The sequence below is a fragment of the Microbacterium sp. NPDC058389 genome (assembly GCF_042722305.1).
In the GTDB taxonomy this organism is placed as follows: Bacteria; Actinomycetota; Actinomycetes; order Actinomycetales; family Microbacteriaceae; genus Microbacterium.
Map to the genome: position 1 here is coordinate 144,163 of NZ_JBHXJQ010000002.1, position 14,227 is coordinate 158,389.

Consider the following 14,227-nt stretch of genomic DNA (forward strand, 5'->3'; position numbering starts at 1 on the left):
GTACGTACGGACCCAGCGGGTGTACGGACGGACCCAGCGGGTGTACGGACGGACCCAGCGGGTGTACGGACGGACCCAGCGGGTGTACGGACGGACCCAGCGGGTGTGCGGACGGACGGGCCCGCTCACTGGCCCGCATGGTCACGTGCAGATGGGGCTGCGCCGACGGCAGGACGCTCCGAGAACCCGGGCATTGAAGCATGGCGCACCAAACCCGCCGTGACGCGCACGACAACCCATCGGCCGGGGAGTTCACCGGTCGCGCCCGGTTCAAACGCGTCACACTCGCTGCCTGGCTGCAAGGCTTCCGCCCCTCGGCACCTCAACCCATCAGCCTCCCAGTCACCCCCTGCAGCGCTGGGCAGCCGCTGCTGAACGGCTGGGCAGCCCGCCCGCCAGCAGGGGAGTGGTCTGGACGAGTCGCCGCGAGCTCACCCTGCGCCGAGGTTCGCGTCGACTCTCGCAACTCCGCCGCCCTCAGGCAACACGCCAATCGAACGGCTCCTCGGCGCGAGTGAGCCCGGAGCAGATCTTGCCCACCGCTCGCGACAGATCACGGTCAGACCGTGCAGATATCGCCACGCATGACTGAACGGAGGTAGCGCCGGGCCTCTGTGGTCGGCTGGCCCCACCGCGAGCACAGGAGGCCGCGGCAGGACATGCCAGGGGGAGCAGCGCGAGGACCAACCCCAGCGAGCTCGCAGACCCACATCCCACAGCCCGCGACACGAGATGCGGCGGGAGCGATGTCGGTCCGTAACCCGGCCCCGACCTACCGACGAACGCACCTCGTCAAGCGAATCCCGGCGTGGTGCCAACTCTCCAGGGTGACGCGCACTCCCGTGTGTCTATGAGTCGAGAGTTGCGGAAGCCTCCGCAGCTGTCGTGCACCCGGTTCTGTGGAGTGGGTTGTCGCGGATCGGGGCCGCAGCAAGAGAGACGCGCGCCCACGATGTTTCACGTGAAACGCGCCCCGGGTATCGCCAGCGGGCGAGTCTGCACGGCCCAGCCGACTAGAGCCGTCACGCAATGGGGCACGCCAAGCGCACCACGCGTGCATACTTTCATCCGTCCGCTCGAAGGGCTCCTCGCGTGTCAGCGCCGCCACCCGGCAGTCACGCCAGCGTGCGAGGCCAGAAGTGGACGCGGGCCGCGCCGGGATCGCCACCTTGCACTTTGGCCACCGCGGCAGTTGAGGGCGAGGGTTGGGGGGAGCCACTCAGACCGCTGTCTTGGCTCGATGCGTGACGCCCTCGCGTCTCGCCGACTGATCGGTGGGCGGACGCGTCGGTCGTGGGATGACCGCGAGAGCAGAGAGTCAGCACACTCAACACCGCGCCCCCTGGTCAGCACCGCTCACAACCGGATGACACCAGGGCGACTTCGCCTCGCCTCAATCGCAGCATAGGAATCCCTGGACGAGGGGAGCCTCGACGTTTCACGTGAAACATCGAGGAGGTCGCACCCTGTTCGCGGCGGCGGCTCCACTGGCGTCGCGCCCAGCACCAGCGGCGGGCCAGCGCATCAACAGTGGGTGGCACCCAGAGTTTCAGGCAGCCGAGGGCGGGCAGACGCGCCGGCGGCACAGCCACCAGTAGTCAGACATGCTTGCATCGCGACGAGCCACCCGCAAGCTTGGGCGCGCGATATGTGGACAGGTGCCACCGCAGGGAGGTGCAGCGCGGAGACGCCGGGCTGGCTGCGCGCCTCCAGCTTATGAAGCATGCGAACATCGCGTTGACCACGTGCCCGGCACTCAGGGTGGCTTGACAAGCAACACGGGGCGCGACGGGCGATAGAACCCGTGCAACTGCCCGGTCCAGCTCGATCCGCTCTCGCCTGCAGTCGGGACAAGCCGCAGCCCCGTTGCATGAGGAAGCACCGCCTACCGCAGCGCGCGCAGCCGCGAGGGACGAGATGTCGGTCAAGACGGCAGCAGAGGTCCGCACTGTTTCACGTGAAACAATGCAACCCCTGCCGCCCGCCGCCCGCCGCCGTACGCGCGCTCGGCAGACGAGACGATGCACGACGCTCACGGACGCGCCGACGCGCGGGTCTGCGAACTTCCGTCACGCATAGCCTGGTCGGGGAGCGCTCCGACGATTACGCACCGACCACCGTTTCACGTGAAACGGTGGTCGAGAGTCGCACACGTACACGCACACGCGCGTTCGGCACCTGTCGTTCACGGTCGATGGGACGTGCTTGGCGTTCGAGGCGCTCGCGCCTCGAACCCAGAGGGCTGCGCATTGGGGAGACGATTCGACAGTCACGATGGTGCAAGTCTCGTCGCCCGCCACGTCCGCGGTTGACCCCCCGGCATATCGCTACGCGCGGGGTTAGCGAGTCCGGTGCTGGCGGAACCAGCGCGCTACAGACGTCGAAGCAACACGCGCCCGTCGCGGTGAGACACGGACGCCGTCAGCCGGGGAGCGCTTCGGCGTCCAGCGCATCGCGCCACTGGCGCCCGGCGAGTCGCCCAGGCGGAGTGATCCATCCGTCTAAGACTCACGAGGCGCGCGTTTCACGTGAAACCGCGGGAGGGATCGGGGGGAGTGCGCGGTAGTTGCCACACACCCTTGCCTACTCACATACAGCGAGCAGCCGCCACACACCACGTCGTCGCGTCCAGCGAATCAGCTGACACATGCGACTCGTACGCGGACCACACGCCAGCACTCCAAGGCCCAACGTGACGGGGACAACGCTCCAACACCCCCACGGCCACACCATCCGGCAGTAGTGGAGGTGCATGAACCTCACCATCTGCCAGACGAGTTCACCGCCCGACGGGGGCGAATCAGCCGATGCATCTGCACCGCACGTCGCAGAGGGGTAGCTGTGATCCGCTGTCCCGTGCGACCACATGGGGACACTTAGGGACCCACAGTCGCACGTATCCACTCGGCCACACCCGAGAACCCACCTCGGCGCAGGATCGTCGGCCTTATGCCGACGTTCCACGTGAAACGAGCGAGACGGACGGACTTGAGCTCGCGAACGACCAGGTCGAACCAGCCCCCGCGATCACTGACACCGTCGAGGTGCGGGCTCTCGTTCGTTCGGCTCACACGCCGGTCAGCGAGCCGGCGCACCCAGAACGTGCTGCACGGCTGCGAGATCCAGACGCTGACACCAAGAAGCCGACAACCAGGCCGTCTCCATCCCGCCTGAAGCGCCATCCCCACGCACCACGGCGATCCACCGACGTGCAGGTCTCGCCCGATGCCCAGCCGAAGTCCTCAAGAGGTCGAGGGAGGCTCACCGCTCTTGCAGCGTCAAGCGCGGCCGCACACACGAATACGGAAGCCGGCGCCATGCGTCCGAATCCCAGCGCCCCAGCGATACCGCACATGACCCACTCGCGGACCAGACTCCACGAACGCCCGCACACGCCATCCCGGGCGCGCACAAACCGCGCCGTTCCGGTCGCGCCCAACCGTGCCATGCTCTCGAGCGCCCGCCCCGCACCACGCGTCACCGCAACACAGAAACCGGCAGAGAACACCAGATCAGGCGAAAGAACGGCATTAGACGCGGCGGCAGCATACTGCCGCGTCACATCAGGCGAATGCGAGACGTCCCGGTCAGCGGACCGTGGCGCGAATCACGCGCGACGGCTCATCGAGGAGGTCTTCGCCGACGATCTCCACTCGCGCGTTCGTCACCTTGAACTTGCGCAGCTGCTTCTCCGCCGCCTCGATCTCGTTGCCGGCACTCGTGCCCTTGAGGAGGATCAGCTCGCCGCCGTCACGCACAAGGGGAGCGGTGAGCGGCACCAGCGTCCGCAGCGCGCTCACGGCGCGGGCGGTGACGGCGTCGAGCGACGGTCCGCGCTTCCAGTCCTCCGCGCGTGCGCGAACCACCTCGACGTTGTCGAGGCCGAGCTCGGCCGCCTGCTCCGACAGCCACGCCACGCGGCGCTCCATCGGTTCGACGAGCACCCACTCCACATCGGGCCGCGCGATGGCGAGCACCAGGCCGGGCAGCCCGGCGCCGGAGCCGACATCCCCGACCCGCCCCGAGAACAGGGGCGCGATGACGGCGCTGTTGAGGATGTGCCGTGACCACAGGCGCGGGGGCTCGAGCGGGCCGATGAGGCCACGCTCCTCTCCATGCTGCCCGAGCGCGCCGGCGAACCGGCGTGCAAGCTCGAGGCGATCGCCGAAGATCTCGGCAGCCGCGGCGGGCTCCTGCTCGATCTCGATCATCGAAGTTTCCCGTGGAACGCCGCGTCAGCCGCGACGGATCACGGTGTGACGGTCGGCACCCTCGCCGTACGACTCCGACACGAAGCCGCGGTCGGCGACGATGTCGTGCACGACCTTGCGCTCGTAGCTCGACATCGCGGGAAGCGACGCCTGCGAAGCGCCTTCGTCGATGCGCGCGATCGCACGGTCGACGAGGGCCTCGAGCTGGTGCTGACGTGCGTCGCGGGACCCGCCGATGTCGAGGATCAGGCGCGAGAAGCGTCCGGTGCGGTTCTGCACGGCGATCCGCGTGAGCTCCTGCAGCGCCTGCACGGTGTCGGGCGCGGCGATGAGCGCGACCGATCCGCCGGCCGGCGCTTCGACCGAGACGTACGCGCGGCCGGCGCGTACGTCGAGGTCGAGGTCACCGTCGATGTCGGCGATGTCGAGCAGACCCTCGAGGAAGTCTGCGGCGACGTCGCCTTCCTGCTCGAGCTCCTCGACAGTTGCGGGCGTCCGGTCGTGGCGCAGCTCAGCGGAGGCGAGTTCAGGGGAGGTGGTCATGACTTTTCCTCGTCTTCGGATCGGGGGAGTGGCCGGCGCAGCGGGGATCAGGATGCCGTGCTCGAGCCGCCCGGCTGGCCCGGTGCGCTCGCACCGCCGGCCGATCCGGATCCACCCGACTGGCCCTGCTGCGGGCTCTTCTGAGACTGCTTCTTCGCGCGCTGCTTGGACACCGGCTGCTGACGCTTGGGCGCTGCGGCCTTGGCGCGCTCAGCCTCTTCGTACAGACGCTGCTGCTCGGCGAGGTACTTCTCCATGGGGACGACCTTGCCGGACGCGTCGATCGCCTTGCCCTTGCGCGCAAGACGCTCTTCGCGCTCCTTGGCGGCCTCGGAGCCGGGAGTCGGCATCTCGCGGATGACGAGGAACTGCTGGCCCATCGTCCAGAGGTTCGAGATGAACCAGTAGATGACGACACCGAGGGGGAAGAACACACCCGAGAAGATGAAGCCCAGCGGCAGGATGAAGAGCATGATGCGCTGCATCTGGTACGCCTGGCCGGTCTTGGCCTCGGGCGACAGGTTCTTCGAGATGATCTGCAGCTGCGTGAAGAACTGCGACGCGATCATGAGCACGACCAGCGTGATCAGGATGATGATCGCCGGGGTGTTCTGCGTCTGGAACGCCTGGATCAGGGTCTCGTGCAGCGACGCGACGCCGAACAGCTTGGCGTTGTAGAACTCCTGCGTGAGCTCCGCGTTGAGCAGGCCGACGCCGCCGACGCCGGCGACGGCGTGCTTGGCGACGTCGTTGAGCACGCTGTACAGCGCGAAGAAGACGGGCATCTGCACCAGCAGCGGAAGGCAGCTGGAGACGGGCGTGGTGCCGTGCTTCTTGTACAGCGCCATCGTCTCGCGGCTCATCGCCTCGCGAGAGAGCTGGTCGCGCTTGCCCTTGTACTTCTCCTGGACTTTCCGCAGTTCAGGAGCGATTTCCATCATCTTGCGCTGGCTCTTGATCTGCCGTACGAACAGCGGGATCATCGCCGAGCGCACCACGATCACGAGGCCGATGATCGACAGCACCCACGTGAGACCGTCGGCCGGCGGCATCCCCATCGCGGAGAACAGCCAGTGCCATGCGACGAGCACGAGCTCGACGAGCCACTTGAGCGGCCACAGGATGGTGCCGAGCAGGTCGAACCCACCGCCCGCAGCGGGAGAGGGGCTCGGAGTCGGGGTGGCGGCCAGCGCCATCAAGAGATCCATGCGGTGGATCAGTCCTTTCCTGTGGGGGCAGGCACGACGAACCCGTGGCGGGTGAGCGCGTGCCGGAAGTTCTTGCGAGGCGGGACGTCGTCGACTCCGCCGGCGGCCCAGGGGTGGCACCGGGCGATGCGCGCGACGGTGAGCGCCGATCCGACGACGGCACCGTGCTGCTGGACCGCGCCCACGGCGTAGGCCGAGCACGACGGGTAGTACTTGCAGACGTCGCCGTAGGTGTGCGAGATGGTGGCACGGTAGCCGTGCAGGAACGCGAGCACGGCGTTCCGGGGGAGCAGCGGGATGCTGCGGACGACATCGGATGCCGCGAACTCGGCGTCACCGAGCGCGTAGGCCGGGAGCACGCTCATGCCGGCCTCCGAGCGAGGCACTTCTCGACGTCGGCACGCAGATCGGCGAACGAGGCCGAGGCGGCGGTCGGGAGGGCCCGGATCACGATGTCATTGCCGGGGGCGATCGTCTCGAGCGACTCGTAGCAGAGCGCCTTGAGTCGACGGCGCACGGAGTTGCGCACGACGGAGCCGCCCACCTGGCGGCTCACGATGAAGCCGAACCGCGCCGGACCATCGGTCCCGACGCGGCTCACATAGGTGACGGTATGCGCTCCGGCACACCGACGACCCCGACGGACGACGGCCTTGTAATCCGCGCCGCGGGTGAGTCGGTTCGCCCTCGCGAGCACCGCTCGGCTCAGGCCGAGAGCTCGGTGCGCCCCTTGGCGCGACGAGCCGAGAGGATGCTGCGGCCGGCGCGCGTGCGCATGCGGGCACGGAAGCCGTGCTTCTTGGCGCGGCGGCGGTTGTTGGGCTGGAAGGTGCGCTTGCTCATGAGGATTACTTCCGATCAGGGGTCACCGGGACGCTCGACCGGGGACGCGTGTACAGGAGGACTGCCCCGAGTCATCGACCCCATGGGCATAAGTCAACCGATTAAGGCTACGTCGAGACGCCCGATAACTCAAACCGAGCCGGGCGAACCCGCAATTATGCCCCGCACGCCGCGCCCTCCCTGGTAGGGACACGCCGCCGCCATCTACAGTGGAGTTTGCTCCCGCGTCGCCCGCTGACTAGCGTTGCTCCGGCAGTTATCCACAGGCTCGGCCCGATGTTTCCGCGGCATCCGGTGCAGTCATCAACAACCCGGGGGGGCCATGTCACCGCACGAGATTCCAGATGTTCCGGTCTGGGCGACCGTTCTGGATGAACTCACGCGGGATGAGCGCATCACCCCCCAGCTTCACGGGTTCTTGAACCTCGCGGTGCCGCAGGGCGTCATGGGCGGCACTCTCTATCTAGACGTGCCGAATGATCTGACTGCTGCGCAGTTCACCAAGCGCATGCGCGCCCCGATCCTCGAGGCGCTGTCGCGGGCCGAGCAGGCCGACGAGAATGCGCCATCCAACTTCCGCGTCGTCGTGAACCCCGACCTCGCCGATGCGCACCTGACCGTGCCGATCCCGATCCAGTCGGTCAATGCGCCGGCTCCGGCGGCACCGACGATGCCGGTCGCGTCGCCCATCGGGCGCGCGCCTCTCGAGGAGCCGGTCGACACGGCGTCCGCCTCGCGGAGCGACACCCGCCTCAACCCGAAGTACACGTTCGACAACTTCGTCATCGGCCAGTCCAACCGGTTCGCGCATGCCGCGGCGGTCGCGGTGGCGGAGGCGCCGGCCAAGGCGTACAACCCGCTGTTCATCTACGGCGACTCGGGCCTGGGCAAGACGCACCTCCTGCACGCGATCGGCGACTACGCGCTCAGCCTCTATGCCGGCATCCGTGTGCGCTATGTCTCGAGTGAGGAGTTCACGAACGACTTCATCAACTCGATCGCGAACAACCGCGGCTCGGCCTTCCAGGCCCGCTACCGCGACGTCGACATCCTCCTGATCGACGACATCCAGTTCCTGCAGGGCCGTGCTGAGACGCAGGAGGCCTTCTTCCACACGTTCAACCAGCTGCACGATCACGACAAGCAGGTCGTGATCACGAGCGACGTCCCGCCGAAGCACCTCACGGGCTTCGAGGACCGCATGCGCAGCCGGTTCGAGTGGGGTCTCATCACCGACGTCCAGGCGCCCGACCTCGAGACCCGCATCGCGATCCTCCGCAAGAAGGCGCAGTCCGAGCGGCTCCACATCCCCGACGAGGTTCTGGAGTACATCGCCACCGTCGTCTCGAGCAACATCCGCGAGCTCGAGGGCGCCCTCATCCGCGTCTCGGCGTTCGCGAGCCTCAACCGCTCGACGCTCGACATGTCTCTGGCCCAGACGGTCCTGCGCGACATCGTCGACCAGGACGACGCCAACGTCGTCTCGCCGACCGACATCATCACGGCCACCGCGCAGTACTTCAAGCTGACCGTGGACGACCTCTACGGCTCGAGCCGCTCGCAGTCGGTCGCGACCGCACGCCAGATCGCCATGTATCTGTGTCGCGAGCGCACGAGCCTGTCGCTGCCGAAGATCGGGCAGCTGTTCGGCAATCGCGATCACACCACTGTCATGTACGCGTACAAGAAGATCAGCGAGCTCATGAAGGAGCGCCGCTCGATCTACAACCAGGTCACCGAGATCACCGCACAGCTCGGCCGTAACGGCCGCTGACGCCTCCGCTCGCGCACTCCCGCACCCTCGAACCCGTTCCGGCGCCATATGCCGGAACGGGTTCTTGACACGCGCGGGCGACAGGGCCAAAATTCCGGTTCTGCACAGTGTGGAAAACCTGTGGATAACTCCCCAAGTCTGCGGAAACACCTGTGAGTGAGCGGGGACAGCCTGTGGATGAATCGTGGCTGCCGCGCCCGCCGGCATCCCGGATCCCGCAGTCCGTCCGCAGCCGATCCACAAGTCACAACCGTGTGGTTTCCCTCTCCCGACTGAGCTCGAGCGAGTTGTCCACAGTTTCCACAGCCGTTAACACCATGACAAGAAATCTCTCTGATGAAACCCGTCCGATCACCTTTGCGGTGGACAGGCCCCCCGAAAGGATGACGGGCTGGCATTCTTCAGACCTGCCACTAGCATGAGAACCCCGAGCCCGTAGCCTGTGGGCCCGCTGCAGAGGGAGCATTCGTGAAGTTCCACGTCAACCGCGATGTGTTCAGCGAAGCCGTATCGTTCGTCGTCAAGCTCCTGCCCCAGCGCAACCCCCAGCCGATCCTGGCCGGCGTGCTCATCGAGGCGTCCGAGCAGGGCCTGTCGCTCGCGGCCTTCGACTACGAAGCCTCCGCGCGCACCACGATCGAGGCGACGGTCGACGACCCGGGCACGATCCTCGTCCACGGCCGTCTGCTCTCAGACATCGCCAGCCGTCTGCCGAACGCCCCGATCCAGATCGAGGTCGACGACGACGGCGGGATCCTGCTCACGTGCGGCTCCGCGCGCTTCACGCTTGCGTCGATGCCCGTGCAGGAGTACCCCGCGATCCCCGAGGTCACGGGCGACTCCGGTCTCGTCCCGGCGGAGGACTTCGCCACGGCCATCGCGCAGGTCGCGTTCGCGGCATCCCGCGACGACGTGACCCCCGTGCTCACCGGCGTGCAGCTCGAGGTGTCGGGCACGAGCCTGAGCCTCGTCGCGACCGACCGCTACCGCGTCGCGCTGCGCGAGATCCCGTGGGACGGCGGGGGCACCGCCACCGACGAGGCCACCACCGCGCTCGTCCCGGCGCGCACGCTCACCGAGGTCGGAAAGACCTTCGCCCACGGCGGCGACATCTCGATCGCGTTCTCGGGTTCGGGCGACCGCGAGATCATCGCGTTCACCGCCGGCAACAAGACGGTGACCTCGCTGCTCATCAAGGGCAACTTCCCGCCGGTGCGCCGGCTCTTCCCCGCGCAGACCGAGCACCACGCCGTCGTGAACACCGCCGAGCTCGCCGAGGCCGTCCGTCGCGTGTCGCTCGTGCTCGACCGCTCGGCTCCGCTGCGGTTCACGTTCACGAGCGACAGCGTGTCGATGGATGCCTCCGGCACCGAGCAGGCCCGCGCCACGGAGTCGGTCGACGCGACGCTGCTCGGCGGAGACGACGTCACGCTCGGCCTCAACCCGCAGTACCTCCTCGAGTCGCTGGGCGCGGTCAAGAGCGAGTTCGTGCGCATCACGTTCACCTCGAGCGAGAACGCGAACAAGCTGAGCCCCGTGCTGATCACCCCGCAGACCTCGGTCGACAAGGCAGGCGCGGACTCGTTCCGGTACCTGCTGCAGCCGAACCTGCTGCTGCGCTGACGGATCGGACCCTGAGCTTGTCGAAGGGCGCTTCGACCGGCTCGGCGGGCTCCGGTCTCACGTCGGTGCCGATCACTAGGCTTGTCCGGTGATCGTGGAGCACCTGAGTCTGGTCGACTTCCGCAACTATGCGGTCGCCGACGTCGAGCTCGGGCCGGGTCCGAACGTGTTCGTCGGCCGCAACGGCCAGGGCAAGACGAACCTCGCCGAAGCGATCGGGTTCTTCGCGACGCTCGGCTCGCACCGGGTCTCGAACGATGCGCCGATGGTGCGCGACGGGGCGGATGCCGCGATCATCCGGGCCCGGCTCGCCCACGGCGAGCGGCGCGTGCAGCTCGAGGCGCAGGTCAATCGGCAGGGCTCGAACAAGGCGCGTGTCAACGGCGCGCCGGTGAAGCCTTCCGAACTGCCCCGGTATGCGCAGGTGGTCCTGTTCGCCCCCGAGGATCTGCAGATCGTCCGCGGCGATCCGTCTGCGCGTCGTCGATTCGCCGACCAGCTGCTCGTGCAGCGCGCTCCACGGATGGCCAGTGTGATCGCGGACTACGACCGCGTCCTCAAGCAGCGCACCGCTCTGCTCAAGTCGGCGAGGGCCCGCGGCATCCGAGGCGACGCGCTGTCGACGCTGGATGTGTGGGACGAAAAGCTCGTGACGCTCGGCACCGAGTTGATCGCCGCACGACTCGCGCTCGCGAATGACCTCGCGGCGCCTCTCGCGGCGGCGTACACGTCGATCGCCGGCGCCGACCACGACCCCGAGATCGAGTGGGCGCTGTCGGTCGCGGGCGCCGACACGGGAGAGGACGCCGACGCGGGTTCGTCCGCGGCCGCCGGCGCCGATCCTCTCCAGACGGCGAGGGATGCCGCAGCCCCGCGCATCGCGGAGCTCTTCCGCCAGGCGCTTGCGGCCAAGCGGGTGTCCGAGCTCGAGCGCGGGCTGACGCTCGTCGGGCCTCACCGCGACGATCTGCTGCTGCGGATCCGTGGCCTTCCGGTGAAGGGGTACGCCTCGCACGGCGAGTCCTGGTCGGTCGCACTCTCTCTGCGGCTCGCCTCGGCCGAGCTGCTGAGGGCCGACTCGAGGCTCGGCGATCCGGTGCTGATCCTCGACGATGTGTTCGCCGAGCTCGACGCCGACCGGCGGGCGCGCTTGGCGCAGCTCGCCGGGGACTACGAGCAGGTGGTCGTCACCGCCGCCGTCGAGGGCGATGTGCCCGACGTCCTGCGCGCCCGGATGGTGCGCGTCGAGGCCGGCCGCATCATCGAGAACGCCGAGGCGAGCGATGACTGACCCGTCGGCCGGACCGGGGGCCGGCAAGCGGCGGGATGCGGCATCCGGTCCCGAAGGCGCGGGGCTTCCCGAGACGATCGCGACGTACCTGCGGCTGCGGGGCCTCGAGCCTTCGGCGCGTTCGTCGTACCGCAAGCGCCGCCGGCGCACCGAGGACGACGACAACATCCCGTTCGCCCCTGGCCGTGACCCGAAGGGCGTCGGCGATGTGCTCGCCGACCTGACCCGCGAGGCCGGCTGGAACTCGCAGCTGGCACGCGAGGACGTGGTGCGCGCGTGGGACGAGGTGGCCGGCGCCGACACCGCTCGCCACACGCGTCCGGTCGCGTTCTCGGAGGGCACGCTCACGGTCCAGGCCGACTCCACGGCATGGGCAAAACAGCTCCAGCTGATGCGCGCGCACATCCTGTCGGAGATCGTCCGCCGGTTCCCCGAAGCGGGGGTCGACGCGGTGCGGTTCATCGGGCCGGACGTCCCCTCCTGGAAATGGGGTCCCAGAACGATTCCAGGGCGGGGTCCGCGCGATACCTACGGTTAGGCCACCTCGGGAGCTGTCCACAGCGATTTCAGGGCGTCACAGGGGCGTATGGGGCCGTGATCGGGTCGTTACCCGATAGACTGGCAGGGCCCCTTCGAAGGATTTGGAGCCATCGAGAAGATGACGTCAGACAACCCCGACAATGTGTCCGAGGAACCAGAAACGCCCACTCAGGCTCCCACAGGTTCTCCCGGCGACTACGGGGCCGACGCCATCCAGGTGCTCGAGGGCCTCGAGGCGGTCCGCAAGCGTCCCGGCATGTACATCGGCTCGACCGGTGAGCGCGGCCTGCACCACCTCGTGTACGAGATCGTCGACAACGCCGTGGACGAGGCGCTCGCGGGATTCTGCGACACCATCAACGTCACGATCCTGCCCGACGGCGCTCTGCGTGTGTACGACAACGGTCGTGGCATCCCGGTCGACATCCACCGCACCGAAGGCAAGTCGACCCTCGAGGTCGTGCTGACCGTCCTGCACGCCGGCGGCAAGTTCGGCGGCGGCGGCTACGCCGTCTCGGGCGGTCTGCACGGCGTCGGCTCGTCCGTCGTGAACGCGCTGTCGACGCGCCTCGAGGTGGAGGTCATGCGCCAGGGACACGTGTGGCGCCAGTCCTACCGCGACGGCGGTCAGCCGCTCGCACCCGTCGCGATGGGCGAAGAGACCGAAGCGACCGGCACGATCGTCACGTTCTGGCCGGACGACACGATCTTCGAGACCGTGCACTTCGACTACGACACGCTGCGCACGCGGTTCCAGCAGACCGCGTTCCTCAACAAGGGCCTGCGCATCACGCTGTCGGACGAGCGTCCGAGCTCGACGTACGTGACCGACACCCCGGAGGGCGGCTCGGAGGAGCGCCAGCCGTCCGACGACTTCTTCTACGAGCGCGGTCTCGTCGACTACGTGGAGTACCTCAACAAGGTGCGTCACGCCGACGTCGTCAACGAGGAGATCATCGAGATCGAGTCGGAGGACACCGTCCGCCACATCTCGCTCGAGCTCGCGATGCAGTGGACGACGAGCTACACCGAGAACGTCTTCACCTTCGCGAACACGATCAACACGCACGAGGGAGGCACGCACGAGGAAGGCTTCCGTGCGGCGCTGACGACGCGCATCAACACCTACGCGCGTGACAAGAACCTGCTCAAGGAGAAGGACGACAACCTCACCGGCGACGACATCCGCGAGGGTCTCACCGCGGTGATCTCGGTCAAGCTCTCCGAGCCGCAGTTCGAGGGGCAGACCAAGACGAAGCTCGGCAACACCGAGGCGAAGGCGTTCGTGCAGAAGGTCGTCGGCGACCAGCTCGCCGACTGGCTCGACCGCAACCCCGTGCAGGCAAAGCGCGTCATCACGAAGGCGATCGACGCCGCGTCCGCGCGCATGGCCGCGCGGCGGGCGCGCGAGACCGCGCGCCGTAAGAGCGTGTTCGAGTCGGCAGCGATGCCCGACAAGCTGAAGGACTGCACGAGCAAGGACCCGTCGATCAGCGAGATCTTCCTCGTCGAGGGCGACTCGGCCGGCGGCTCGGCGGTGCAGGGTCGCGACCCGCACACGCAGGCGATCCTGGCGCTGCGCGGCAAGATCCTCAACGTCGAGCGCGCGCGTCTCGACAAGGCGCTCGGCAACCGCGAGGTCCAGGCGATGATCCAGGCCTTCGGCACGGGCATCGGCGAGGACTTCGACATCGCCAAGGCGCGGTACCACAAGATCGTGCTGATGGCCGATGCCGACGTCGACGGTCAGCACATCACGACGCTGCTGCTCACGATGCTGTTCCGCTACATGCGCGGGCTCATCGAGGCCGGCTTCGTGTACCTCGCGATGCCGCCGCTGTACCGCCTCAAGTGGACCAACGCCGCGCACGAGTACGTGTACTCCGACAAGGAGCGCGACGCGCTGCTCGAGGACGGTCTCGCCAACGGCAAGCGGATCCCCAAGGACTCCGGCATCCAGCGCTACAAGGGTCTCGGCGAGATGAACGCCAAGGAGCTGTGGGAGACCACGATGGACCACACCACGCGGACGCTCCGCCAGGTGACCATCGACGACGCGGCCGCCGCGGACGAGATCTTCTCCGTGCTGATGGGTGAGGACGTCGAGTCCCGCCGCACGTTCATCCAGCGCAACGCCAAGGACGTCCGCTTCCTCGACATCTGACGCAGCGTCAGCCCGAGGAACCGGTACACA

Annotated in this window: 11 protein-coding genes; 5 read left to right on the forward strand and 6 right to left on the reverse strand. The window is 67.9% G+C overall.

Annotated features, from left to right (window positions below; translation table 11 throughout):
- Positions 1–3,587: 3,587 nt before the first annotated feature.
- Genes rsmG through rpmH form a run of 6 tightly spaced genes read right to left on the reverse strand, consistent with a single transcriptional unit; the run spans position 3,588 to position 6,805 of the window.
- Positions 3,588–4,211, reverse strand: coding sequence for a 16S rRNA (guanine(527)-N(7))-methyltransferase RsmG (gene rsmG / locus ACFWJ8_RS03490; protein ID WP_378808990.1), 624 nt, complete (start codon positions 4,209–4,211; stop codon positions 3,588–3,590).
- A gap of 24 nt (positions 4,212–4,235) precedes the next feature.
- Positions 4,236–4,754 (reverse strand): protein jag, encoded by a 519-nt coding sequence (locus ACFWJ8_RS03495; protein ID WP_378808992.1) that lies wholly within the window; start codon positions 4,752–4,754, stop codon positions 4,236–4,238.
- A 47-nt stretch (positions 4,755–4,801) separates the two neighbouring features.
- The gene (gene yidC / locus ACFWJ8_RS03500) at positions 4,802–5,962 is read right to left on the reverse strand and encodes a membrane protein insertase YidC (RefSeq protein ID WP_378808994.1); all 1,161 of its coding nucleotides are present in this window, start codon (positions 5,960–5,962) and stop codon (positions 4,802–4,804) included.
- Between the two features lie 8 nt (positions 5,963–5,970).
- On the reverse strand, positions 5,971–6,327 hold the full coding sequence (gene yidD / locus ACFWJ8_RS03505; RefSeq protein ID WP_378808997.1) for a membrane protein insertion efficiency factor YidD: 357 nt from the start codon (positions 6,325–6,327) through the stop codon (positions 5,971–5,973).
- Positions 6,324–6,659 carry a ribonuclease P protein component gene (gene rnpA / locus ACFWJ8_RS03510; protein WP_378808999.1) on the reverse strand — a complete coding sequence of 112 codons (336 nt, stop codon included), beginning with the start codon at positions 6,657–6,659 and terminating at the stop codon, positions 6,324–6,326. The genes yidD and rnpA overlap by 4 nt, the downstream gene beginning before the upstream one ends.
- A gap of 8 nt (positions 6,660–6,667) precedes the next feature.
- The gene (rpmH, locus tag ACFWJ8_RS03515) at positions 6,668–6,805 is read right to left on the reverse strand and encodes a 50S ribosomal protein L34 (RefSeq protein WP_005054680.1); all 138 of its coding nucleotides are present in this window, start codon (positions 6,803–6,805) and stop codon (positions 6,668–6,670) included.
- Positions 6,806–7,127: 322 nt separating this feature from the next.
- On the opposite strand from rpmH, the gene dnaA reads away from it, so the two are divergent.
- The 5 genes from dnaA to gyrB all read left to right on the forward strand — a co-directional run bounded on the left by dnaA (position 7,128) and on the right by gyrB (position 14,197).
- Positions 7,128–8,579, forward strand: a complete 1,452-nt coding sequence (gene dnaA, locus ACFWJ8_RS03520; RefSeq protein WP_378809002.1) for a chromosomal replication initiator protein DnaA — start codon at positions 7,128–7,130, stop codon at positions 8,577–8,579.
- 468 nt (positions 8,580–9,047) lie between these two features.
- Complete coding sequence (gene dnaN, locus ACFWJ8_RS03525; protein WP_378809005.1) at positions 9,048–10,202, forward strand: DNA polymerase III subunit beta; 1,155 nt, start codon at positions 9,048–9,050, stop codon at positions 10,200–10,202.
- Between the two features lie 88 nt (positions 10,203–10,290).
- Complete coding sequence (gene recF, locus ACFWJ8_RS03530; RefSeq protein ID WP_378809008.1) at positions 10,291–11,493, forward strand: DNA replication/repair protein RecF; 1,203 nt, start codon at positions 10,291–10,293, stop codon at positions 11,491–11,493.
- Positions 11,486–12,031: a DUF721 domain-containing protein gene (locus ACFWJ8_RS03535; protein WP_378809010.1), complete on the forward strand. Its 546-nt coding sequence runs from the start codon at positions 11,486–11,488 to the stop codon at positions 12,029–12,031. The genes recF and ACFWJ8_RS03535 overlap by 8 nt, the downstream gene beginning before the upstream one ends.
- Positions 12,032–12,151: 120 nt before the next feature.
- Positions 12,152–14,197: a DNA topoisomerase (ATP-hydrolyzing) subunit B gene (gene gyrB, locus ACFWJ8_RS03540; protein ID WP_378809012.1), complete on the forward strand. Its 2,046-nt coding sequence runs from the start codon at positions 12,152–12,154 to the stop codon at positions 14,195–14,197.
- Positions 14,198–14,227: the final 30 nt, after the last annotated feature.